Raw genomic sequence first — 22,533 nt, forward strand, 5'->3', positions numbered from 1 at the left:
CCGGATATCGCGGAGCCTGTCATCGGCCTACGATACCCCGCGCATCCGTGAGAAAATCATGCAACAAAAAACCATCACCACGGATATCCTCGACATCGCCTATCTCGACTACGGCGCTGAGGATGGCTGGCCCTGCATCATGGGCCACGGCTTTCCCTACGATGTGCACGCCTATGCCGACACCGCGCCGCTCATCGCGGCGGCGGGCGCGCGGGTGCTGGTGCCCTGGCTGCGCGGCTACGGGCCGACGCGGTTTCGCTCCGCGTCGACCTTGCGCTCCGGCGAGCAGGCGGCGCTCGGGGCCGATCTCCTCGCCTTCATGGACGCGCTTCGCATCGAGCGCGCCGTCGTCGGCGGCTATGATTGGGGCGGACGCGCGGCCTGCGTCGTCTCGACGCTGCATCCCGAGCGCGTCGTCGCGCTCGTCTCCGGCAATTCCTACAACATCCAGAACATCGCGCGCTCCATGGAGCCGGCCTCGCCGCCGGAGGAGGCGGCGTTCTGGTATCAATATCTCTTCCACAACGAGCGCGGCCGCCGCGCGCTGGAGCGCAACCGCCGTGGCTTTGCGCGACAGCTCTGGTCGATGTGGTCGCCGACATGGACGTTTGATGACGCGACTTTCGAGAAGAGCGCAGCCTCGTTCGACAATCCTGATTTCGTCGATGTCGTGATCCACTCCTATCGCCACCGCTACGCGCTGGTCGAGGGCGATCCGGCCTATGCGGGCATCGAGGCGAAGCTCGCCGCGCAGCCGCAGATCCGCGTTCCCACCATCGCGATCGACGGCGACAGCGATGGCGTCAATCCCGGCACCGCGCACCACGCGCGCAAGTTCGAAGGTTTTTTCGAGCGCCGCGTGTTCGCCGGCGCCGGTCACAATCTGCCGCAGGAGCGCCCTGCCGAATGGGCGCAGGCCGTGCTCGACGCGCGGAAGGCGGCTGCGGCATAGACAGCCTAGCTCCTCATCCTGAGGAGCCCGCAAAGCGGGCGTCTAAGGATGAAGGCCACGGCTGGGCCTGCATGGTTCGAGACGCGCTTCGCGCTCCTCACCATGAGGGTCTTGGAGCGCCTGCGCCCAACTAAGCCGCCACCCTTCGCGATTTTTCCCGATTCCGGGAACCTTTTGCAGCTGCCGCCGTCCAAGCTGTGGGGCCGCTTCTGTCCGCGGCTCGTTGCAGGGGAGGTTTTGAATGAAGTTGCAAGCGCGCAAGCTGGAACGGGTTGCGGTGGCGCAGGCGCCGAGCGACCGGCCCGACAGGGCGGAGGTCGAGCAGGCGATCCGGACCATGATCCGCTGGGCCGGCGACGATCCGGCGCGCGACGGCCTGCGCGAGACGCCGGACCGCGTCGCGCGCGCTTTCGAGGAGTATTTTTCCGGCTATGCGCAGGATCCGACCGAAATCCTGCAAAAGACCTTCGAGGAGATCGAGGGCTATGACGAGATGATCGTGCTGCGCGGCGTTCGCTTCGAGAGCCATTGCGAGCATCACATGGCGCCGATCGTCGGCCGCGCCTGGGTCGCCTATATCCCGCAGGGGCGCGTCGTCGGCATCAGCAAGCTTGCGCGCGTCGTCGATGTCTACGCCAAGCGCCTCCAGATCCAGGAGAAGATGACCGCGCAGATCGCCAACACGATCAACGATGTGTTGAGGCCCGAAGGCGTCGGTGTCATCATCAAGGCGACGCATCACTGCATGACGACGCGCGGCGCGCACAAGCCCGGCACCGATCTCGTCACCAGCCGCATGTTGGGCGTGTTCCGCGACAATGCGCTGACCCGCCAGGAACTCCTGGGGCTGGCCAATTCGGACGATTGATCCGCAAGGAGACGACGCCAAGGAGACGATCATGACCGAGGACAAGAAGCCGAGCGGACCCGACCTCACCGGCGGCGTGTCGCTGACCGAATTCAAGGACGGCAAATTGCTCGGCCATGTCGGCGAGGAGGATGTCCTGCTGGTGCAGGCCGGCAGCGACATCTTCGCGATCGAGCCGGCCTGCAGCCACTATCACGGCCCACTCGCCGAGGGGCTGGTGGTCGATGACACCATCCGCTGTCCCTGGCATCACGCCTGCTTCTCCTTGCGCACGGGCGAGGCGACCCGCCCGCCGGCGCTGAATGCACTCGCGGTATGGGACGTCGCCCGCGATGGCGACAGGATCGTCGTTCAGCGCAAGCGTGAGGCGCCGAAACCATCAACGGCTCATCGCAGCGCGCCGACGCCGGAAAAATTCGTCATCGTCGGCGGCGGTGCGGCGGGCTTTGCGGCGGCCGAGACGCTCCGGCGCGAGGGTTTTAGCGGCGCCATCACCATGCTCAGCAATGACGCCGCGATGCCGGTCGACCGTCCCAACCTCTCCAAGGATTACCTCGCCGGCAACGCGCCGGAGGATTGGCTGCCGCTGCGCGGCGAGGACTATTATCAGGACGCCGGCATCGACCTCAGGCTGAACACGGACGTCTCGGCGATCGATCCGAAGGCGCGCAGCGTGACGCTCGGCAATGGCGACAAGCTCCCGTTCGACCGGCTGCTGCTGGCCACCGGCGCCGAGCCGGTCAAGCTCCGGATTCCCGGCGCGGACCAGCCGCATGTCCACACCCTGCGCTCCGTCGCCGACAGCCGTGCCATCATCAAGGCGGCCGGCAGCGCCAAGCGCGCGCTGGTGATCGGCGCCAGCTTCATCGGCCTGGAAGTTGCGGCATCGCTGCGTGCGCGCAAGATCGAGGTGCATGTCGTCGCGCCCGAGGAGCGGCCGATGCAGAAGGTGCTCGGCCCCGAGATGGGCGACTTCGTGCGCGCGCTGCACGAGGAGAACGGCGTCAACTTCCATCTCAAGGACACCGTCGAGAAGCTCGACGGCACCCGCGCCACATTGAAGAGCGGCGCCGTCATCGAGGCCGATCTCGTCGTGGTCGGAATCGGCGTCAAGCCGCGCCTCTTGCTGGCCGAGCAGGCCGGCCTTGCCGCCGATCGCGGCGTCAGCGTCAGCGAATTTCTGGAGACCAGCATCGCCGGCATCTTCGCAGCCGGCGACATCGCGCGCTGGCCCGATCCGCATTCGCGGCACACCATCCGCGTCGAGCACTGGGTGGTGGCGGAGCGCCAGGGCCAGACCGCGGCGCGCAACATGCTCGGCAGGCGCGAGCGCTTCGACGCCGTGCCGTTCTTCTGGAGCCAGCATTACGACGTGCCGATCAACTATGTCGGCCATGCCGAGAGCTTTGACGACATCGCGATCGACGGCAGCATTTCCGGCAAGGACTGCTTGTTGAAGTACCGCAAGGGCGGCCGCGTGCTGGCGGTCGCCTCAATTTATCGCGACCTCGACAACCTCAAGGCCGAGCTCGAGATGGAGCGGTCGCGCCCCTGACGCGCCGCATTCGATCTTGATTTGCGTCAATGTTGCTGCCGCTGAGGGTGCTCTGCTGGCTGTCGCCCCGGCCCGGCCCGTGCTATCCTGGCGTGTGCCTCCGGGCTTGCATGCAGGAGTAGCCGCCATGACAAGTGCTTCGGATACGACTCATCCTTCAGGCCTCGGCTCGGGCATTACGGCGCTTCACGCCAAATGGGGCTGGATCGTCGCCCTCGGCGTCGTCTATCTCATCGCCGGCTTCATCGCGCTCGGCAGCATGGTGATGGCGACGGTCGCGAGCGTGATCGTGGTCGGCGCCATGATGATCGTCGCCGGCGCCACCGAGATCATCGGCGCGTTCCAGATGAAGAGCTGGGGCAAATTCCTGATCTGGGCGTTGCTCGGCGTGCTCTACGTCATCGCCGGCTTCCTCACCTTCGAGAACCCGCTGTTTGCGGCAGTCCTGCTGACGCTTTTCCTCGGCATATCGCTGATCGCCTCCGGCGCCGTCAGGCTGTTTCTCGCCTTCAGCATGAAGCGCGAAAGCCCGTGGGTGTGGGTGGCGCTCTCCGCCGCCATCACGCTGCTGCTTGGCCTCCTGATCGTGGCGCGCTGGCCGGTCAACAGCGTCTACATCCTCGGCCTGTTCCTCGGCATCGACCTGATCATGGCCGGCGCCGGCTGGATCAGCCTCGGCTTCGCCCTGAAGCGGCGCGGCTAGGGCGATCGCCGGGGGACCCTGATGCGCTGGCTCTATCTCGCGATCATCGTTCTCATCGCGGCGGCGACGGTGATCTTCGCCGCGCAGAATTTTGAGACGGTCACGATCTCCTTCTTCAGGATGAATTTCAGCCTGCCGCTCGCAGTCCAGACCGTCGTGGTCTATCTGCTCGGCGCGGCGACGGGAGGTAGCTTGTTTGCCCTGCTGCGCCGCTCCTACGCAGGCTCGAAACGAAGCGCCGAGTGACCAGCAACTCGACGCAAGACCATCTTGCGGAACTCCGCTGAGCTGACGCGCTGACAAGAAGCAGCGCGCCGCGTGGTTGCCTCGCGCGGCGATAATCATCGGGGAGAAACCATGAAAGCCGCTTTGGCCCTGGCCGCAGCGCTGGCTGCAGCCTGCCTGTCGACGCCCGTGTTCGCGCAGAAATCCTACGGTCCCGGTGTCAGCGACACCGAGATCAAGATCGGCAACACCATGCCCTATAGCGGCCCGGCATCGCCGCTCGGCATCACCGGCCGGGTGATCTCCGCCTATTTCGACGAGGTCAACGAGAAGGGCGGAGTCAACGGCCGCAAGCTCAACCTGATCTCGCTCGACGACGCCTTCTCGCCGCCCAAGACCATGGAAGCTGCGCGGCGCCTCGTCGAGGGCGACGGCGTCGCCTTCATCTTCGCAACCATGGGCACCGCACCGAGCTCGGCGATCGCGAAATATCTCAACAGCAACAAGGTGCCGCAGCTCTTCTTGATCAGCTCGGCCTCGAAGTGGAACGATCCGGCCAACATGCCGTGGTCGATGGCGCTGCCCTGGGCGCCGAACTACACCAGCGAGGCCGCGATCGACGTCGCCTATGCCCGCGCCAAGAACCCGAATGCGCGCTTCGCGGTGCTCTATCAGAACGACGACGCGGGCAAGGAATATTTCCGCGGGGTCAAGGAGGCGCTCGGCGCTGACGCCGACAAGGCGATCGCGATGGCTTCGAGCTTCGAGGTCACCGATCCCACCGTCGATTCCCAGGTGCTGACTCTCGCCAACACCAAGGCCGACGTCTTCATGATCTATTCGGTGACGCCGCGCGCCTGCGCGCAGGCGATCCGGAAAGCCCATGAGGTCGGCTGGCAGCCGACGCGCTTCCTCGCCTCCGGCTGCGCCAACAAGGCGACGGTGATGACGCCTGCTGGCCTCGATGCCGGCAAGGGCGTGCTCTCGCTTGGCTCGCTCAAACCCTTCGTCGAGCAGCCCAAGGACGATCCGGCGATGGCGGCCTATATCGAGTTCATGAAGAAGCGCCTGCCCAATGCCGACATCAACAACGTCGCCGGCCTCTACGGCTACACCGTCGCCGAGGCGCTGGTGGTGCTGCTCAAGCAATGCAAGGACAATCTGACGCGCGAGAACATCATGGCGCAGGCGGCTAACCTGAAGAACGTGCCGCTGTCGCTGCTGATGCCCGGCATCACCCTCAACACCACGCCGCAGGATTTCCGCCCGATCAAGGACGGCTACATGCTCCAGTTCGACGGCAACGACTGGGTCGTCGCGAGCGAGCTGCTGCGAGGGACGTGAGGGCAGGCGGCGGGTCGGGTCAGCCGGCCTCTCCGCGAACTCGGTATCGTAGGGTGGGCAAAGGCGCACTTGCGCCGTGCCCGCCACCTATCAATACGGAAACAGGAGCGTGGGCACGCTTCCGCCTTCGCTCTTCGAGCTACGGCGGACAGGTCGCTTTGCCCACCCTACGAGACTGACGAATGCCACAGACGCGGTGCACCCTCTCCCCTTGCGGAAGAGGGTGGATGCGCGAAGCGCAGCCGGGTGAGGGGTATCTCTCCGCGAGTCAAATTTGCGTTTGAGTTTGCGGAGCCAACCCCTCATCCGGCGCCATAGCCGAAGCTTTGCTTCGGCGTTCTTAAGAACGGCGGCCGAAGGCCGCCTATGCCACCTTCTCCCACAAGGGGAGAAGGAAAGAGGAGACCACCATGGACTTTCAACACTCCGCCCGTTCGCTGGAGCTGCAGGACCGCGTCCGGCAGTTCATGCGGACCCATGTCGAGCCGGTCGAGGAGCTCTATTACGAGCAGGTGAAGCCGGAGGCCGCGCGCTACAAGACGCCGCAGATCCTGCAGGACCTGAAGCGGCTGGCGCGGGAGCAGGGGCTCTGGAATCTGTTCCTGTCAGGCGAGCACGGTCCGGGGCTCTCCAACCTCGAATACGCGCCGGTGAAGGAGATCATGGGCCGCATCCTCTGGGCGCCCGAGGTGTTCAACTGCTCGGCGCCCGATGTCGGCAACATGGAGGTGCTCGCAAACTACGGCACCAAGGCGCAGCAGGAGCGCTGGCTGAAGCCGCTGCTGGAAGGGCGCATCCGCTCCGGCTTCTCGATGACGGAGCCGCAGGTCGCCTCCAGCGATGCCACCAACATCCAGTGCGCGATCAAACGCGACGGCGACGACTACGTCATCAACGGTCGCAAATGGTTCACCTCCGGTGCCATGAACGAGGATTGCGAGATTCTGATCGTGATGGGCAAGACCGCGCCCGATGATCCCGATCGCCATCGCCAGCAATCCATGATCCTGGTGCCGAAGGCGACGTCCGGCGTGCGCATCGTCCGCGACATGCTCACCTACGGCTACGACGACGCGCCGGTCGGCCACCCCGAGATCGTCTACGACAATGTCCGGGTGCCCGCCGAGAACATGCTGCTCGGCGAAGGCCGCGGCTTCGAGATCGCGCAGGGGCGGCTCGGCCCCGGCCGCATCCATCATTGCATGCGCCTGATCGGCTGCGCCCAGCGCGCGCTGGAATTGATGTGCCAGCGCTCCGTGTCGCGCGTCGCCTTCGGCAAGCCGCTGGCCGAGCAGGGATCGGTGCGCGAGGACATCGCGCACTCCTTCTGCGAGATCGCGCAGGCGCGGCTGCTCACGCTGCAGGCCGCCGACAAGATGGACCGCGAAGGCAACAAGGCCGCGCGCGATTTGATCGCCGCGGCCAAGATCGTGGTGCCCAGCATGGCCGCCCGCGTCATCGACCGCGCCATCCAGATCCACGGCGCCGCCGGCGTCTCGCAGGACACATTCCTCGCCCGCGCCTATGTCTACGCCCGCTTCATCCGCATCGGCGACGGGCCGGATCAGGTGCACCTTGCCGCGGTCGGCAAGGAGCTGATCAAGCGCGGCGGGGTGATGGGTTAGGGCCGAATGGCGTTGGGTTGAATCGGGTGCCGCAGGCTCGGTTCACCTCGCCCGCTTGCGGGAGAGGTCGGCATAGGCGGCCCTTGGCCGCCGTCCTTTAAAAACGCCGATGCTTTGCATCGGTTATGGCGCCGGGTGAGGCTTTCTCCTCTAGGGAGTGTCCCATTGCGGATGCACCCTCACCCCAACCCTCTCCCGCAAGCGGGAGAGGGCGCGCACCTCCGCCGTTGCAGCGATCAAGTCTCATCTCATCGCGCTTTAAGCCGCAAGGAGCTTAGCCGCCGGCCGTGACGGATGCGCAGCCGGGCACCGCAGGATGCCGGCGCAACATTATATGTTATGTTTTGTGTTATTTATGAGAATCGGAAGGCTGCCCCTGGCCTGCCTCCGGCAATGACTTGGCATTATTTCAGGCCATTGCGGCATTGTTTCAGATCATTGTAGCACAATAGTAACGACTGCCGTTGAGAGTGGCGCTGAGCGCGCTCTACCGCAGGTTCACGCAGGTGAAGGGAATAGACCGCTTCCGCCCGCGGAGAGCGCTTTTTGCCGGCCTCACAAGGGGCGGCCGCGCCCCGGATCTGTCAGGAAGCAATTTCAGCATGAATCACCGTTGGATGATCGTGGCCGCGATCCTGCTGACGGCCTTGCTTGTTCAGATACCCGTCGTTCTCAACGCGGATCTGGGCTGCCTGCTGACCGAAGGCGAGAAGGTCCTGGATGGCGGCAAGCTCGGGGTCGACGTCTTCGAGGTGAATCCGCCGCTCTCGGTCTACCTCTACATGCCCGCGTTGATGTTTGCGCGCGCGACCGGCCTCGCACCCGAGATCGTCGTGATCATCCTGGTGATGATCGAGATCGTCGGCGCGCTCGTCGTGATCGACCGCGCCGGTGTGGCGGCAGGGCTGGAAGCCGGCGAGAGAAATCTTGCAACGTGCCTGCTCGCGTTCCTGTTCGCAATTCTTTCCAGCGCCGTCTTCGGCCAACGCGAGCACATTGCCGTCATTGCCCTGACCCCTTTCGTCGCGATCACCGCGATCCGCTGGCGCGGCCTTGGTCCGGGACCGGTTGCGGTCGTGGCGGGACTGGGGGCAGGACTCGCCATGAGCCTCAAGCCGCATCTTGCGCTCGTGGCAGGCGTTCCGATCATCCTTGCCGCCTTGCGCCAGCGCTCGCTCAGGGCCTTGTTCACCGCTGAAGCGTGCACAGCCGCTGCCGTCGTCACCGGCTACGGCGCGGTGCTCGTTCTCGCCTTTCCCGACTATCTGTTCACCTATGCTCCGATGGTCGCGGCCACCTATGTGCCGTTGAGGATGAATCTGGGCGATCTGCTGTATTTTCCGGCCATCGTGATCTTCGCGTCCATCGCGTTTCTGCGCCTTGTGGCTCCGCAACACTTCAAGCTGGACGGCGACGCAACCCCGTGGCTCGCCGCAGCCGTCGGCGGCGCCGCGAGTTTCGTTCTGCAAGGCAAGGGCTGGACCTATACGGCGTTCGCGCTTTGCATGTTCGCGGTCGCCGCGCCGTTGCTGCATGTTCGCACGAGAACGTTGCGCCTGCCGGTCATGATCGGCGGCCTCGCGGCCATTGTGTTCATCGGGTTCTGCCTGTCCGTGCCGGTCCGGCACTTTCCTCCGCTGGAAGAGCGTATCGAGGCCCTCGTCAAAAACCCGCGGCTGCTCACGATCACCGATCACGTCGCTCTCGGGCATCCGCTCGTCCGCCAGATCAATGGCACCTGGGCGGGCAATTCCTGTGTGCAGATGCTGGCGGCCGGCGCGATGATGATCCAGAAAAACGCGCAGCTCAGTCAGGGCGAACGGGCAAAGCTGGACGGCATCATCGATTTCGAACGGCGGCAACTCCTGGCCGACCTGCGAAGCGGCCGCCCCGATGTGATTCTGGTGGACACCTACATGTTGAGCTCGGTTCCGTTCGATTGGCTGGCCTGGGCCAATTCGGATCCCGAGCTCAAGCTCGAGTTGAGCCACTATCGTGAGGTCGAGGATGTCGGCCGCGTTCGAATCTTCGTCGATCAAAAAGCGATTTCGGAACGATAGTCCCGCGACGCATGATCCGGTTCCGACCCGGCGCGACATTTTGTCGATGCAACATCGTCATGATCTATTCAAAATTCACGGCTAGTCTCTGCATTGACGATACGGTTCGCCGGATGTACGCGGGCTGGATCGCAAGCCTCGGCCCGCATGCCGGGGCTTTTCGTTGTTGAGGCCTTCGCCACGGGAATGGCTGCGCAGGCCGCGCGAGACGCACCATCATTCGTTGATCTGGATCAAGCAGGACACGGCGCCGCGTGGCGCGATACGGCCCGTATCGCATTTCACCGGAGCCCCACAATGTGGGTCCTGATGTACGTCTTCTCCTATTCGGTCAGTCCAGCCGCAACGAACGACAGGGCGGAATGGCGGCTGCTGCCGACCGTCGTGTTTCAGGAGTTCTCGAGCGAAGAGCGATGCAGGGCGGCAAAGTCGACGCTCGAGTCCAGCCTGGGCCAGGCGGGCGCGAGGCTGAAGAGCGGCCTGGAAGACTTGAAGAGCCTGGGAAAGGCCGACCCCAGCCAGATCATCATCGCCTACAATGTGGAATGTCTGCCGAAATAGGCGCAGCGGCGGACCAGGCCGTGTACCTATAAACCCGGCGGCGTCATGTGCCGGGTGACTACGTCTGCTTTGCTCCAATAGCGACCAGGTTCGTGGGGCCGAAATTTGCCGTAGGGAACACAACCGCCTGACCTCATTGCTTTGCGGGCACCCGCGGAACCCAGCGGCGGACGTTCGCGCGATATGCCTCGTACTCTGAACCAAACGTGTCCCGCAAAGTCGGCTCTTCATAGGCAACGACGAACAGGTGGAAGGCGAGCCAGAGCAGTGCGCCAAACAGAACGAGGCGCCCATCGCCAAACAACATAGCCTGACCAAGGATGATTGCGACGACGGCGAGGTAGATCGGATTGCGCACATGCCGGTAGAGACCTGTGACCACCAGGTTCTTGGTTGGCGCAACGGGCGCAGGTGTGCCGAGTCCTTGAAGCGCAAATCGTGCAAAGGAGTCCACGAGTCCCGGCAAACCGACCAAGATGAGGAGGACGCCGACTGAGCGCGCGCCCTCAAGACCGAAAAAAGCAGGCCTAAACTCCCAGCGAGTCATCGACCACGGGATCAGCCCTGCGAGCACGCACGGCGCAACCAGGAAGAATAGTGCAGAGCCCAAGACGGCACTCACCCTTTGCATGGTGACCCCCTGATGCTTTCGCTGGCGGCGCTATTTATTGAAAGAGCATCGGTTGAATCGCGACGGCCTTGCGAAAGCGTCTCGACCAAGCCCACAGTCCAGCACATCGGGCATCCGCGTAACGCGACGAGGGCTGCAACGCCCGCGCCCAGGGATAGCCAAGGGTGCGCGGTCTGGTGGACGATGGCCCAAGCGAGTAGCGCCGCCGCCGCTGCGCCGCGCATCAGGTGTGCGCCCAGGAAAGCGCTCCCGAACATGCCGATTCCACGAAAGTAATTCATGTGCTCTCTCGTCCGCTGTTCTTTGTGCCGAGCAGGTATTCGCGCACCAATGTGCGGGCGCGGCGCAGGCGGCTTTTGGCCGCTTCGCGCGTCACGCCGAGCCGCCGGGCGATTTCCCCAATCGTCAGATCTTCGAGATCTCGCAACAGCAGCACTTCGCGATGCGACGGCGAAAGCGACTCGATCGCATTGACCAAGTCTATGCGTAACTCGTCCGGCGGGACCTTTGCGAGCTCGCGTGCCTCTTCCAGGCTGGCGAGCTCCTCGACACCGCGCATCAGCATCAGCGCCGGCAGCATGCAAAGGCGCGCGATGACGGTTAGCAGCCAGCCAGCGAGTGCGGCTGGACTGCGGATCGTGCCCACGCGCCGGTAGACGACGATGAGTGCTTCTTGCACCACATCTTCGATGACCGAGGCGCGGTAGCAAAGGCGCCGGGCGTAGCGTCGAATGTCCGGCTGCAGCGCCACCAAGAGCTGTGTGAGCGCGTGCCGGTCGCCCGACTGTGCCGCGAGCAAGAGATCGTCTGATACGCGCGCCAAGGCGGTCACCCCTTCAGCGGCTCGCGCCCGGCGACGGCGCAAGCAGGACAATAGCCGAACACGCCAGTGACCAGCGTCACCACACCCGCACCGCTGAGCAGTAGCCCGAGCGGCGAAGCGTGCAGCGCGACCACGCCGCAGATGAGCATCAAGCCGCCGCCGATCAGCCTGGCCGCGCGCTCCCACCCGCCAACATTCTTCCTATACCACATGGTTCTGTGCTCCGGTTCGTGACGCGCCGCTATGGCGCACTCACCCAGACAAGAGGGCGCAACCCGGCGCCGGGGTCGCGGCCGAAAAAATAATTTTCAGGGGGGGCAGCTTCAGCAGGCTGTCGTGGGCGTCGGGCGCGGGCCCCGCGACATTCGGAAGGCGGCCGCCCATGAGGCGTAGCGCAAAATCGCGGTCTGTCGCAGGTCATCCGGCCGGATCGCATCGGCGGGCCGCTGCATCATAGCGCCACGGCAAAGCGCAACCAGGTCGAACGATTCTTCAACAGGATCAAACAATGTCGTCGTGTGGCGACGCGCTACGACAGGCTTGCGGGAAACTACCTTGTGCTCGTCCAACTCGCATCTATCCGGCTATGGCTGGCCGCGCGTTATGAGTCCACGCCCTAGCCTGGCCTGTCGAGGTGGCGCATTGTCCGTACGGTCCATTCTGGCACAAACTGCATAAATTGACCGGCCTAACCCATGTTAGTCTTGGGCATGAGCAACGAGCTTCTCCTGCGTGTCATCGCCATTGCGGCCGGTGCTTTCACTGTGGCCGCCGTCTCTGCACTCATCTTTAATCATTGATCTATCTCAAGCCGTGCGTGTCGCCCAGGCGTTTCATGCTGCGGGCAGGACACCCGGACGGAGTGCAACGATGCGGCCGTGGGCGATGCATTCGCTGGCTTGGGGGTTGACCGCGATCGGCCTGATCGTCCTCGCTTCCATGATGCTCTAGGGCTGCCACCGGCGCGCAAGCGCCTTATGCGCGCATCGACCAGCTGCGCGCATGGACCAGCGCCGCGCGATCAAGACGTTGCTGACGGTGTGACGGCGGAGCAGGGCGCCGTCTATCGGGAGCGGCTTTGCAGGCTCCCGATCAGCTGCCCAACGTGCTCATCGATCTTGCCCAGCGCCGTTGCCGCATCGAGATACTCGATATCATCCACGTCCCAGTATTCGACACGATGGGCGACGCCGGCAAAGCGGCGCTCGATCATGGGGCGATGCTCGGCGTCCTTCAGCGCGACCACAAGCCCAGCTTGCGCAAAATCGTCGAGCGTGCAGAGCACCGGATGCCGCGTACCGCCTCCCGGCGCGATGCCCTTCGCTTGCAGGGCTTCCAATGCGTGGCGCGAGATCGGTCCCACGTTTTCAGGCGAGAGCCTTTCGGCCACGGCGCGCGAGAAGGAGAGCCAGTCCAGCCCTTCGCGCCTGGCGCGGTGGTTGAAGATCTCTTCGGCGTAGCGGCTGCGGTAGTAGTTGCCGGTGCAGAGAAACAGCACGCGATTGTTCTTGTTCATTGAGTTGTACTTCCAGGGATGACTGTCTTTGCCGTTTGCGGCAGCCCGCGTGGTTTGCGACGAATGAAATCACCGTGCCCGCGAGGGCGGCAATTGCGACCGAATGCCTACCCAGCGCAGGGATGATGGGATCGGGAATGGAAGCATCGCGCGGCCACGGGTCCGGATCGGCATGCTGACATCATGCCAGTGTTTTGCCCGACGTGTCAAAGAGAATTCGTAAAATCCGCATAAATCCTGCGCGGACAGCCAATCCATTGATAAGGCTCACCCCGGCTACTGTGCATGGGGTTGTTTTCGATATTTTGTTTGGAGCAGGCCCACCGCCGCCTCTGCAGCGGCGGATGCACTGATCATCCCGCCTTGTCATCCCGCCTTGGCGATGCGGCCGTCCGCCGCGCCCGAGCGCAGGTTCTGGAAGAATTTTTCCACCTCCCGCGACAGCGTCTCGGCCGTTGCGGTGAGGCTGCTCGCGGCCGTCAGCACGGAGGATGCGGCCGTGTCGGTCTCGCCGATGGCGTCGCGCAGCGAGGTGATGTTGGCGACCAGCGTCTCGTTGCCCTGGGCGGCGCTTTGCGCGTTGGAGGAGATCTCGCGCGTGGCCTGGTCCTGCTGGCCGATGGCGCCCGCGATCGCCGAGGTGACCTCGTTGATCTCGCGCACCGCGCCGCCGATCTCGCGCACCGCATCGACCGCGTTGCGGGTGGAGCTCTGGATCATCGAGACGTTCTCGCCGATCTCGGCGGTGGCCTTGGCGGTCTGGCCCGCCAGCGCCTTCACCTCGTGGGCGACGACGGCAAAGCCGCGGCCGGCATCGCCGGCGCGGGCGGCTTCGATGGTGGCGTTGAGCGCGAGCAGGTTGGTCTGCTCGGCGATCGCCTGGATGAGATTGAGCACGCCGTCGATGCGCTGGGTGGCGGCCGCAAGGCTCTCGATCTCGGCAATGGATTTCTCGGTGCGCTGGCCGGTCTGCTCGACCGCGCTCGCGGACTGCCGCACCTGGCGGCCGATCTCCTCCACCGACGCCGACAGCTCCTCGGCCGCGCCCGCCACCGCGGTGACGTTGTTTGAAGCCTGCGCGGTGGCGTCGGCTGCCGTGCCGGCGCGCGCTGGCGTTGGCGGTGGCGCGCGTGATGGTCTGCGCGGTCTCGCGCATGACGGTGGCGTTGTCGCCGAGGCCGCGCATGATCGCGCCGATCGCCTCGCGGAACGCCTCGACGGATGTCTCGATGTGGCGGGCGCGCTCATCGCGCGTCGCAGAGTCCTGCGAGACCTGCGAGGCCAGATTGCGGTTGCGGTCCATGGCCTCCTGGAAGACCTGGATCGCGCGGGCCAGCGCGCCGATCTCGTCGGCGCGCTCGGTGTGCGGCACCGTGACATCCTCGGCGCCGTCGGCGACCTGCTTGATGGTCGCGGTGATGGCCGAGAGCGGCCGCGCGATCGAGCGAGCGATGATGACGATGCCGATCACGACCAGCACCAGCGCCACGCCGCCGAGGCAGGTCAGGACGAAGGACAGGGTGCGGTTGGTCTCGGTCTCCTGCGCGATCTGCTTGGCGCGCTCGGCATAGACCTTGGACAGTGCCTCGAGGTCCTTGTTCAGCGCCGAGCGCACCGCGCGGTTGGCGTCGTTGTCGCCCCATTCGCGGCCTGCCGCTGCATTGATCTCGACGCCGCGGCGCACCAGCTCCTTGCGGAAGTCGACGAACTGCTCGATGCGCTTCTTGAAGGTGGCGAACTGCTCGGCATCGTCGGCCTTGACGATGGTCTCCCAGCGCTTCACGACCTCGAGGATCTGCACGTTGAACTTGAGCAGGCCGTCGCCGAATTTCTTCACGACGGCGGGCTCGGTCGACATGTAGACGCCGCGCGACTCCATCACGACCGCGTAGACCAGCGAGTTGACCCGCTCGACGTTCAGCGCGGCGGCGTTGGCGGTCTCGATCGCGCTGGTCAGGTCGGCGCTGCGCCGGCTGTTGTAGTCGGACAGCATCGCGATCGCCGCCGTGAGCAGGGCGAACAGCGCGAAGATCGCATAGAGCTTGACGGTCAGCGTGAAACGGCCCGCCTGGCTGGCGGCATTCCCAGATCGGTCTGATGTCATGGTGCGGGGCCCGAATGGCCGGGAGCGGCCGGAAAGTGCGGTCGTCTAAAATTGATGCAAAACTATGCAGAACGAAGGTGGATGCAGCGTTAACGCGCAGCTTCGGCCCCTTCGCCCTTAGTCGAAGGAAAGGTAAGATATTTCAGCGTCTTGATCCGAAGGTATAGTTTCAGGATAGTCCATGGTGTCGGCCGCTGGCCGACGAGCCCCGGAGAGGCCCTTGGTCTACCGCCACACGATCGATGCCACGACCTACACCTTCCCCGACTTGCGCGATCTGCTCGCCAAGGCGACCCCGCCGCGCTCCGGCGACCGGCTGGCCGGGATCGCCGCCGCTAGCGCCGAGCAGATGATCGCGGCGCGGATGACGCTGGCCGATGTCCCGCTCGGGCAGTTCCTCCAGGAAGCCGTCATCCCCTATGAGGCCGACGAGGTCACCCGCCTCGTCATCGACAGCCACGACGCAAAAGCGTTTGCGCAGGTCTCCTCGCTCACGGTCGGCGCCTTCCGCGACTGGCTGCTGTCGGATGCGGCAACGCCCGAGGTCCTGCGCAAGCTGGCGGGCGGCATCACCCCGGAAATGGCCGCTGCGGTGTCAAAGCTGATGCGCAACCAGGACCTGATCCTGGCGGCGCGGAAATGCGAGGTCACCACCGCCTTCCGCAACACCATCGGCCTGAAGGGCCGGATGAGCACGCGGCTCCAGCCCAACCATCCGTTCGACGATGCCAGGGGCATCACCGCCTCGATCCTCGACGGCATTTTGCTGGGGGCCGGCGATGCCTGCATCGGCATCAATCCGGCCAGCGACGATCCGGCCGTGATCGCACAATTGCTGCGGCTGCTCGACGAGATCATCGCGCGGCTGAAGATCCCGACGCAAGGCTGCGTGCTCACCCATGTCACGACGACGCTGTCGCTGATCGGGCAGGGCGTGCCGGTCGATCTCGTCTTCCAGTCGGTCGCCGGCACCGAGGCCGCCAACCGCAGCTTCGGCATCGACCTCGCCTTGCTGAAGGAGGCGCGAGAAGCCGGGCTGTTGCAGAAGCGCGGCACGGTCGGCGAGAACGTGATGTATTTCGAGACCGGGCAGGGCTCGGCGCTGTCGGCCAATGCCCATCACGGCGTCGACCAGCAGACCTGCGAGGCGCGCGCCTATGGGGTCGCCCGCGCCTTCGCGCCGTTGCTGGTCAACAGCGTGGTCGGCTTCATCGGCCCGGAATATCTCTATGACGGCAAGGAAATCATCCGCGCCGGGCTGGAGGATCATTTTTGCGGCAAGCTGCTCGGCCTGCCGCTCGGCATCGACATCTGCTACACCAACCATGCCGAGGCGGACCAGGACGACATGGACAATCTGCTGACGCTGCTCGCGGCTGCCGGCGTCACCTTCATCATGGGCGTCCCCGGCGCCGACGACGTCATGCTGAACTACCAGTCCACGTCTTTTCACGACGCGCTCTATGTCCGCGACGTCTTCGGACTGCGCCGTGCGCCGGAATTCGACGACTGGCTGGTGCAGTCAGGCATTGCGGGCGCCGATTTCCGCCTTGCCGGCGATGCAGGCCTGCTGCCCGATTTTGCCTCGCGGCTGATCGCATGAGGGCGCTGAAGCGCCCAGATCCCCGAGAGGAAACCATTGGCGGGCTTCGCGAATTAAGATGCTGCCACAATATTGAGAAATTCCGGCGGCAGCGTTACGCTATGTGTCTGCTGGCAATTTCCGCACCATCTGTCGAGCGTGGCTGGGGGAGCTTTGATGCGAGCTGAAAGCAACGGTACGGCCCGGCGGATCCTGTGTGTGTTTCCGCGTTACACGTCGTCGTTCGGGACCTTCGAGCACTCCTATCCCTTGACCGACGGCGTCTGCGCCTTCATGCCGCCGCAGGGCCTGCTGCTGATCTCCGCCTACCTGCCTGAGGACTGGCAGGTCAAATTCGTCGACGAGAATCTCCGCCGCGCCACGAAGGACGAGTTCGAATGGGCGGAAGCCGTCTTCGTCAGCGGCATGCACATCCAACGCCAGCAGATGAACGACATCTGCCGCCGCGCCCATGAGTTTGATCTGCCGGTCGCGCTCGGCGGTCCCTCCGTCAGCGCCTGCCCGGACTATTATCCGTCGTTCGACTACCTCCATGTCGGCGAGCTTGGCGACGCCACCAACCAGCTGATCGAGATTCTGTCGCGCGACACCGCGCGTCCTGGCGAGCAGGTGGTGCTGACCACCAAGGACCGCGTGCCGATGACGGAGTTTCCGATCCCGGCCTATGAGCTCGCCGATGTGAAGAAATACTTCCTCGGCAGCATCCAGTATTCCAGCGGCTGTCCCTATCAGTGCGAGTTCTGCGACATCCCCGGCCTCTACGGCCGCAACCCGCGCATCAAGACGCCGGAGCAGATCATCGCCGAGCTCGACCGCCTGCGCGAATGCGGCATGACGGACACGGTCTATTTCGTCGACGACAATTTCATCGGCAACCGCAAGGCGGCGATGGATCTGCTGCCGCACCTGATCGAATGGCAGAAGAAGACCGGCTATGTGGTGCGGCTCGCCTGCGAGGCTACGCTCAATATCGCCAAGCGCCCCGAGATCCTCGAGAAGATGCGCGAGGCCTATTTCATCACCATCTTCTGCGGCATCGAGACGCCCGATCCCGATGCGCTGAAGGCGATGCACAAGGACCACAACATGATGGTCCCGATCCTCGAGGGCGTGCGCACCATCAACTCCTACGGCATGGAGGTGGTGTCCGGCATCATCATGGGGCTCGACACCGACAAGCCGAATACATCCGAAGCGCTGCTCGCCTTCGTCGAGGAATCGCGCATTCCGCTGCTCACCATCAACCTGCTCCAGGCGCTGCCGAAGACGCCGCTCTGGGACCGGCTGGAGAAGGAAGGACGCCTGATCGAGGACGATGGGCGCGATTCCAACGTCGACTTCCTGCTGCCCTATGACGACGTTGTCGCGTCCTGGAAGCACGCCATGGCCGTCGCCTACGAGCCCGAGAAGGTCTACGCGCGCTTCCAGTATCAGTGCGACCAAGTCTATCCCCACCGCCTCAAGATGCCGGTGCCGGACGAGATGAAGACCTGGGCTAATATCCGACGCGGCCTCGTCATGGTCAGGAACATCTTCTGGAAGGTCGGCGTGCTCGGCAATTACAGGCGCGTGTTCTGGAAGTTCGCGCTGGGCCGCATCAAGCGCGGCGATCTCGAAGGCCTGATCGGCTGCACCCTGATTGCGCACCATCTCATCACCTTCGCGCGCGCGGCGTCGAGCGGCCAGCAGAATGCCTCGAACTACTCGATCCGGCTGCGCGAGGCTGCCGTTCCCGCCGAATGAGTGATAAGTCCGTTCCGGCTCGGCCGACCATTGATCTGCGGTCGCTCACACCCGCGCGCGTTGCGCTCGGGCGCAGCGGTGCGAGCGTGCCGACCAAGCCGCTGCTCGATTTCACGCTGGACCATGCCCGCGCTCGCGATGCCGTGCATGCCGCCTTCGATGCGTCGCGGCTCGCTGCCGATCTCCGCGCGCTCGGTCTCGCCGTCACCGAGGCGAGCAGCCAGGCGGTCGATCGTAGGGATTATCTGCGCCGGCCGGATCTCGGACGACAGCTCGATGCCGGCTCGGCGGAGCTTCTGGCGCGAAGTGCTTCCGAGCCTTGCCAGCTCGCGATCGTCATCGGCGATGGCCTCTCGGCGGCGGCGGTCCACGCCCATGCGGCGGCGCTGGTGGCCAGCCTGCTGCCGCTGCTTGCGGAAGGGGATGTCGCGATCGGCCATTTGGTCGTCGCCTCAGGCGCGCGCGTCGCGCTCGGCGACGAGATCGGCGCGATTCTCGGTGCGCGCATGGTCGTGATGCTGATTGGCGAGCGGCCCGGCCTGTCGGCGCCCGACAGCCTCGGCGCCTATCTGACCTTCGCGCCCAAGCCCGGCCGCAGCGATGCCGAGCGCAATTGCGTCTCGAACATCCACAAGGCCGGGTTGAGCTATGACGAGGCCGCCTTCAAGATCGCCTGGCTGGTCCGCGAGGGGCTGGCCCGGGAGGTCACCGGGGTGGCGCTGAAGGACGAGAGCGGGGACCGGGCGCCGCGTCGAATCGGCACGGCGCAGCCCGAATGACGGGCATTCCGGCAAAATCGCCGCATCTTGATCGATTCGGCCACCTTCCGCCGCCTTGCGAAAAGGCCTTTTGACCTGCTAAACCGCTGCCGGCGATTTTCCGCGCATTTTCAAAGGGCAAGCCTCCCATTGGTATGGCATTTTCAAGCCGTTCGCGGGACGCCATAAGCTCACAACTTGAGCCGATTTAGGAACTGGATAAGGCATGCTCGAAAAGCACAGCGAGAGTGAGGTTCATGTCGACAAGGTCGAGCAGGGACCTGCGTCCTCGATCGCCTTCGGGCTCGAGCGCATCGGCCTGATCGCGGTCCGGGTGCCGATCGTCTCCTGCATCATCCTCCTCGCGCTGATCGTCGGCGCCGTGTTCGGCATCCACCGGATCAAGATCGACGATTCGCTGTCGCAGCTGTTCCGCTCCGATACCCGCGAATTCAAGCAGTATGAAGAGGTGACCAAGAAGTTCCCGGCCGAGGAATTCGACGTCCTCGTCGTGGTCGAGGGCAAGAACCTCCTGGCGCGGAACAACCTCGAGAAGCTGCGCGACTTCATCACCGACATGCAACTGGTCGAAGGCACGCGCGGCCTCGTCTCGCTGTTCTCGGCGCGTCAGGCGCCGGCGCCGGGCAAGCTGCCGGCGGCGCTATTCCCGGCCGAGCTCCCCGAGGGCGAGGCCTATGACAAGTTCATCGAGACCGTCAAAAACAATGAGATCATCCGCGGCAAGCTGCTGTCGGAGGACGGCACGCTGGCGCTGGTCGTGCTGTCGCTCGATCCGGAGGTGGTCGCGTCCAGCAAGCTGACCAAGACCGTCGGCGACATTCGCGCGCTGATGAAGGAGGATCTCGGCGACACCGGCCTCAACGTGCAGCTCTCCGGCGTGCCGGTGATGCAGCTCGAGATCCGCAACGCCGTCGAGCGCGACGGGCTGACCTACAACATCCTCGGCATCCTCGCCGGCTGCGTCATCGCCATCATCTTCTTCCGCAAGATCTCGTTCATGATCGCGGCGGCGTTCCCGCCGATGATCGCGATCCTCCTGGCGCTCGGCGCGCTCGGCTGGGCCAATTTCAATCTCAACATGTTCCTGAACGTGATGACGCCGCTCATCATGGTGATCAGCTTCTCGGACTCGATGCAGCTCACCTTCGCCGCGCGCGACCGGCTGATCGCAGGCCAGGACAAGTTCACCGCGTTCAAGAACGCCGTGCTGGTGGTGGGCCCGGCCTGCGTGCTGACGCACGGCACCGCGGGCATTTCCTTCATCGCGCTGCAATTCTCCGACTCCGACCTGATCCGCAAGTTCGGCGAGGCGGGCCTCGCCGCCACCATCATCGCGCTGGTCGCGGTGCTGTCGCTGGTGCCGGTGTTCGGCGTGCTGTTCGTGCGCAACGAGAAGATCTTTGCCGTGAAATTCCAGAGCGCGGATGCTGGCGTGCAGGCGCTGCGCAATTTCTGCTACTGGATCGCGGTGCGCATGGTGGGCCGCCCCGGCCTGTTCAGCCTGATCGCGGTGCTGTTCGTCGGCGGCCTCGGCGTCATCTACGCCAATCTGGAGCCGCGCTACCGGCTCGCCGACCAGGTGCCGGACAAGCGTCAGGCCGTTGCCGCCAGCGACCGGCTCGACGCCAAGCTCACCGGCGCCAACCCGGTCAACGTGCTGATCCAGTTCCCCAAGGGCGAAACACTGTATTCGCCGGAGACGCTGCAGACCATCGCGGACGTGCACGCGACCGTGGAGAAGGCGGCCGGTGTCGGCAATGTCTGGTCGCTCGAGACCCTGCGGCGCTGGCTGGCGGCAAAGGCCGGCAGCGCCGACGTCGCGACGCTGAAGGAATATGTCAACGTCATCCCCGAGCATCTGGTGCGCCGCTTCATCGACGCCGAGCAGGATGCCGTCGTGGTCGCGGGCCGCGTTCCGGACAAGGATTCCAGCCAGCTGCTGCCGATCGTCGACAAGCTCGATTCCGAGCTCGACGCCGTCCGCAAGAAGCATCCGGGTTACGAGATCGCGGTGACGGGCCTCGCCGCTATCGCGGCGCGCAACTCGGCCAGCATGATCGAGAAGCTGAACCGCGGCCTCACGGTTGAATTCGCGCTGGTCGCGCTCTTCATCGGCCTGGCCTTCCGCTCATGGGTGGTGATGTTCGCCTGCATCCTGCCGGGCATCTTCCCCGTCGTGATGTCGGGAACGGTGCTGTGGGCGATGGGCGAGGGGCTGCAATTTGCCAGCGTCGTCGCGCTCACCGTCTCGTTCGGCCTGGGCCTCAGCGCCACCATCCACTTCCTCAATCGCCTGAGGCTCGAGAGCAAGCCCGGCGTCGGCTCGGCGCTCGCGGTGGAGCGGGCGACCGTGCTGGTCGGCCCCGCGCTGATCCTGACCACGGTGGTGCTGGCCTGCGGCCTCGTCGTCACCGTGTTCTCGGACCTGCCGTCGCTGCGGCTGTTCGGCTGGCTCAGCGCCTTCTCGATGGTCATGGCGCTCGTCGCCGACCTCTTCATCCTCAGGCCGACGGCGATGTGGCTGATCAATCTGCACGCCAGGCTTCAGGGGCCCGACAAGCCGGCGATCTGAGCGCCTTCATCCACCGGACATGGAATCGGCGCAGTCTGGACGACTGCGCCGGTTTTCGTTCCGAGGATAGCTCATGCGGCCGATACGGCACGACAGCTCGATCGTGGAGTTTCAGCGGAAGCGGGGCGGCGATTGCGCCGCCTTTTTCGTCCCGTTCTTGACATCGGGCATGATCCTGCTCGACGCCGGCTGCGGGCCCGGGACGATTACGGCGGCGCTCGCTGGCCTGGTCGCAAAGGCGGTCGGCGTCGACATCGAGCCGAACGCGATCGCCGCCGCCGATCGGCTGGCAGCGGCGGAAAGCTTGACCAACCTGTCCTTCGTCGAAGCCGACATGACCGCGCTTCCGTTCGAGGACGAGGCGTTTGATGCGGTGTTTTTTCATGCGGTGCTCTACCATCAGAGCCAGGCGGCGCTGGCGCGAGCGCTGGCCGAAGCCTTGCGGGTGCTGAAGCCCGGTGGCCTCATTGCGACGCGTGACGCCGATGTCGGCGGCAACGTCCTTCATCCTGACATCGACGGCGTGCGCCTCGCGCTCGATCTCTGGCAGCGCTGGTACGAGCACGACGATCCGGACGCGCTTCGCTTCGGCCGGCGGCAGAGCTCGATTTTGCGTGCTCACGGTTTTACGCCGGTTTGGACCGGTGCGAGCTATGTCAATCATAGCGCCGATGCTACGAGCCGCAGCGAAGCCGTCGCCGATGCGCGGCGGAGCTTGCTCGGTCTCGGGCCGCAGCTTTTGCGCAAGGGGCTCGCCACGGATGATGAAATTCAGACCGCGTTGGCCGGATGGGACGCCTGGGGGCGCGATCCGGATGCGGTCTATTTCAGATGCCGGTGCGAATGCGTCGCGCGCAAGGACTGACCGG

Annotated in this window: 18 protein-coding genes and 2 pseudogenes; 15 read left to right on the forward strand and 5 right to left on the reverse strand. The window is 64.8% G+C overall.

Features of this window, described 5'->3' with window-relative positions:
- The first annotated feature begins 58 nt into the window (after window positions 1–58).
- The 9 genes from FOM02_RS24730 to FOM02_RS24770 all read left to right on the forward strand — a co-directional run bounded on the left by FOM02_RS24730 (window position 59) and on the right by FOM02_RS24770 (window position 9,893).
- Window positions 59–952 (forward strand): alpha/beta fold hydrolase, encoded by an 894-nt coding sequence (locus FOM02_RS24730; protein WP_027558671.1) that lies wholly within the window; start codon window positions 59–61, stop codon window positions 950–952.
- Between the two features lie 241 nt (window positions 953–1,193).
- A complete protein-coding gene (gene folE / locus FOM02_RS24735) occupies window positions 1,194–1,820 on the forward strand; it encodes a GTP cyclohydrolase I FolE (protein WP_027558672.1) in 627 nt (208 codons plus the stop codon).
- A gap of 31 nt (window positions 1,821–1,851) precedes the next feature.
- Window positions 1,852–3,375 carry an FAD-dependent oxidoreductase gene (locus FOM02_RS24740; protein WP_027558673.1) on the forward strand — a complete coding sequence of 508 codons (1,524 nt, stop codon included), beginning with the start codon at window positions 1,852–1,854 and terminating at the stop codon, window positions 3,373–3,375.
- Between the two features lie 127 nt (window positions 3,376–3,502).
- Window positions 3,503–4,078 carry an HdeD family acid-resistance protein gene (locus FOM02_RS24745; protein WP_027558674.1) on the forward strand — a complete coding sequence of 192 codons (576 nt, stop codon included), beginning with the start codon at window positions 3,503–3,505 and terminating at the stop codon, window positions 4,076–4,078.
- Window positions 4,079–4,099: 21 nt separating this feature from the next.
- Window positions 4,100–4,324 (forward strand): hypothetical protein, encoded by a 225-nt coding sequence (locus tag FOM02_RS24750; RefSeq protein WP_027558675.1) that lies wholly within the window; start codon window positions 4,100–4,102, stop codon window positions 4,322–4,324.
- A 111-nt stretch (window positions 4,325–4,435) separates the two neighbouring features.
- Entirely contained in the window at window positions 4,436–5,647 is a 1,212-nt protein-coding gene (locus FOM02_RS24755) for an ABC transporter substrate-binding protein (protein WP_027558676.1), read from the forward strand.
- 410 nt (window positions 5,648–6,057) lie between these two features.
- On the forward strand, window positions 6,058–7,272 hold the full coding sequence (locus FOM02_RS24760; RefSeq protein WP_027558677.1) for an acyl-CoA dehydrogenase family protein: 1,215 nt from the start codon (window positions 6,058–6,060) through the stop codon (window positions 7,270–7,272).
- A gap of 617 nt (window positions 7,273–7,889) precedes the next feature.
- A complete protein-coding gene (locus tag FOM02_RS24765) occupies window positions 7,890–9,332 on the forward strand; it encodes a hypothetical protein (protein ID WP_231164308.1) in 1,443 nt (480 codons plus the stop codon).
- Window positions 9,333–9,629: 297 nt separating this feature from the next.
- On the forward strand, window positions 9,630–9,893 hold the full coding sequence (locus FOM02_RS24770; RefSeq protein ID WP_027558679.1) for a hypothetical protein: 264 nt from the start codon (window positions 9,630–9,632) through the stop codon (window positions 9,891–9,893).
- 133 nt (window positions 9,894–10,026) lie between these two features.
- Here the strand turns inward: FOM02_RS24770 and FOM02_RS24775 are convergent, their stop codons facing one another.
- From FOM02_RS24775 to FOM02_RS24785, 3 genes are all read right to left on the reverse strand, one after another.
- Window positions 10,027–10,524 carry a methyltransferase family protein gene (locus FOM02_RS24775; protein ID WP_265440060.1) on the reverse strand — a complete coding sequence of 166 codons (498 nt, stop codon included), beginning with the start codon at window positions 10,522–10,524 and terminating at the stop codon, window positions 10,027–10,029.
- 277 nt (window positions 10,525–10,801) lie between these two features.
- On the reverse strand, window positions 10,802–11,347 hold the full coding sequence (locus tag FOM02_RS24780) for an RNA polymerase sigma factor (RefSeq protein WP_051378508.1): 546 nt from the start codon (window positions 11,345–11,347) through the stop codon (window positions 10,802–10,804).
- Between the two features lie 5 nt (window positions 11,348–11,352).
- A complete protein-coding gene (locus FOM02_RS24785; protein ID WP_027558682.1) occupies window positions 11,353–11,559 on the reverse strand; it encodes a DUF2892 domain-containing protein in 207 nt (68 codons plus the stop codon).
- A 255-nt stretch (window positions 11,560–11,814) separates the two neighbouring features.
- Between FOM02_RS24785 and FOM02_RS24790 the strand changes: the two are divergent.
- A pseudogene (locus tag FOM02_RS24790) lies at window positions 11,815–11,967 on the forward strand (IS5/IS1182 family transposase); the annotation flags it as partial.
- A 443-nt stretch (window positions 11,968–12,410) separates the two neighbouring features.
- Here the strand turns inward: FOM02_RS24790 and FOM02_RS24795 are convergent.
- Complete coding sequence (locus tag FOM02_RS24795; RefSeq protein ID WP_027558683.1) at window positions 12,411–12,863, reverse strand: low molecular weight phosphatase family protein; 453 nt, start codon at window positions 12,861–12,863, stop codon at window positions 12,411–12,413.
- Window positions 12,864–13,229: 366 nt separating this feature from the next.
- Window positions 13,230–14,967, reverse strand: a pseudogene (locus tag FOM02_RS24800) (methyl-accepting chemotaxis protein).
- A gap of 220 nt (window positions 14,968–15,187) precedes the next feature.
- Here FOM02_RS24800 and FOM02_RS24805 point away from each other — a divergent pair.
- From FOM02_RS24805 to FOM02_RS24825, 5 genes are all read left to right on the forward strand, one after another.
- The gene (locus FOM02_RS24805) at window positions 15,188–16,570 is read left to right on the forward strand and encodes an ethanolamine ammonia-lyase subunit EutB (protein ID WP_027558685.1); all 1,383 of its coding nucleotides are present in this window, start codon (window positions 15,188–15,190) and stop codon (window positions 16,568–16,570) included.
- A 156-nt stretch (window positions 16,571–16,726) separates the two neighbouring features.
- Window positions 16,727–18,313, forward strand: a complete 1,587-nt coding sequence (locus tag FOM02_RS24810; protein ID WP_027558686.1) for a B12-binding domain-containing radical SAM protein — start codon at window positions 16,727–16,729, stop codon at window positions 18,311–18,313.
- Entirely contained in the window at window positions 18,310–19,092 is a 783-nt protein-coding gene (gene eutC / locus FOM02_RS24815) for an ethanolamine ammonia-lyase subunit EutC (protein WP_027558687.1), read from the forward strand. Before FOM02_RS24810 ends, eutC begins: the two co-directional genes overlap by 4 nt.
- A 205-nt stretch (window positions 19,093–19,297) precedes the next feature.
- Window positions 19,298–21,664, forward strand: a complete 2,367-nt coding sequence (locus FOM02_RS24820) for an efflux RND transporter permease subunit (protein WP_027558688.1) — start codon at window positions 19,298–19,300, stop codon at window positions 21,662–21,664.
- Between the two features lie 73 nt (window positions 21,665–21,737).
- A complete protein-coding gene (locus FOM02_RS24825) occupies window positions 21,738–22,529 on the forward strand; it encodes a class I SAM-dependent methyltransferase (protein ID WP_051377992.1) in 792 nt (263 codons plus the stop codon).
- The last annotated feature ends 4 nt before the right edge of the window (window positions 22,530–22,533 follow it).

The organism is Bradyrhizobium sp. SEMIA, from assembly GCF_014844175.1.
Taxonomy (GTDB): domain Bacteria; phylum Pseudomonadota; class Alphaproteobacteria; order Rhizobiales; family Xanthobacteraceae; genus Bradyrhizobium; species Bradyrhizobium arachidis.

What these genes read in the sequence shown, in the direction of transcription:
- FOM02_RS24730 (WP_027558671.1), top strand. Translation starts at nt 59, where the DNA reads ATGCAACAAAAAACCATCACCACGGATATCCTCGACATCGCCTATCTC.
- folE (WP_027558672.1), top strand. Translation starts at nt 1,194, where the DNA reads ATGAAGTTGCAAGCGCGCAAGCTGGAACGGGTTGCGGTGGCGCAGGCG.
- FOM02_RS24740 (WP_027558673.1), top strand. Translation starts at nt 1,852, where the DNA reads ATGACCGAGGACAAGAAGCCGAGCGGACCCGACCTCACCGGCGGCGTG.
- FOM02_RS24745 (WP_027558674.1), top strand. Translation starts at nt 3,503, where the DNA reads ATGACAAGTGCTTCGGATACGACTCATCCTTCAGGCCTCGGCTCGGGC.
- FOM02_RS24750 (WP_027558675.1), top strand. Translation starts at nt 4,100, where the DNA reads ATGCGCTGGCTCTATCTCGCGATCATCGTTCTCATCGCGGCGGCGACG.
- FOM02_RS24755 (WP_027558676.1), top strand. Translation starts at nt 4,436, where the DNA reads ATGAAAGCCGCTTTGGCCCTGGCCGCAGCGCTGGCTGCAGCCTGCCTG.
- FOM02_RS24760 (WP_027558677.1), top strand. Translation starts at nt 6,058, where the DNA reads ATGGACTTTCAACACTCCGCCCGTTCGCTGGAGCTGCAGGACCGCGTC.
- FOM02_RS24765 (WP_231164308.1), top strand. Translation starts at nt 7,890, where the DNA reads ATGATCGTGGCCGCGATCCTGCTGACGGCCTTGCTTGTTCAGATACCC.
- FOM02_RS24770 (WP_027558679.1), top strand. Translation starts at nt 9,630, where the DNA reads ATGTGGGTCCTGATGTACGTCTTCTCCTATTCGGTCAGTCCAGCCGCA.
- FOM02_RS24775 (WP_265440060.1), bottom strand. Translation starts at nt 10,524, where the DNA reads ATGCAAAGGGTGAGTGCCGTCTTGGGCTCTGCACTATTCTTCCTGGTT.
- FOM02_RS24785 (WP_027558682.1), bottom strand. Translation starts at nt 11,559, where the DNA reads ATGTGGTATAGGAAGAATGTTGGCGGGTGGGAGCGCGCGGCCAGGCTG.
- FOM02_RS24795 (WP_027558683.1), bottom strand. Translation starts at nt 12,863, where the DNA reads ATGAACAAGAACAATCGCGTGCTGTTTCTCTGCACCGGCAACTACTAC.
- FOM02_RS24810 (WP_027558686.1), top strand. Translation starts at nt 16,727, where the DNA reads ATGCGAGCTGAAAGCAACGGTACGGCCCGGCGGATCCTGTGTGTGTTT.
- eutC (WP_027558687.1), top strand. Translation starts at nt 18,310, where the DNA reads ATGAGTGATAAGTCCGTTCCGGCTCGGCCGACCATTGATCTGCGGTCG.
- FOM02_RS24820 (WP_027558688.1), top strand. Translation starts at nt 19,298, where the DNA reads ATGCTCGAAAAGCACAGCGAGAGTGAGGTTCATGTCGACAAGGTCGAG.
- FOM02_RS24825 (WP_051377992.1), top strand. Translation starts at nt 21,738, where the DNA reads ATGCGGCCGATACGGCACGACAGCTCGATCGTGGAGTTTCAGCGGAAG.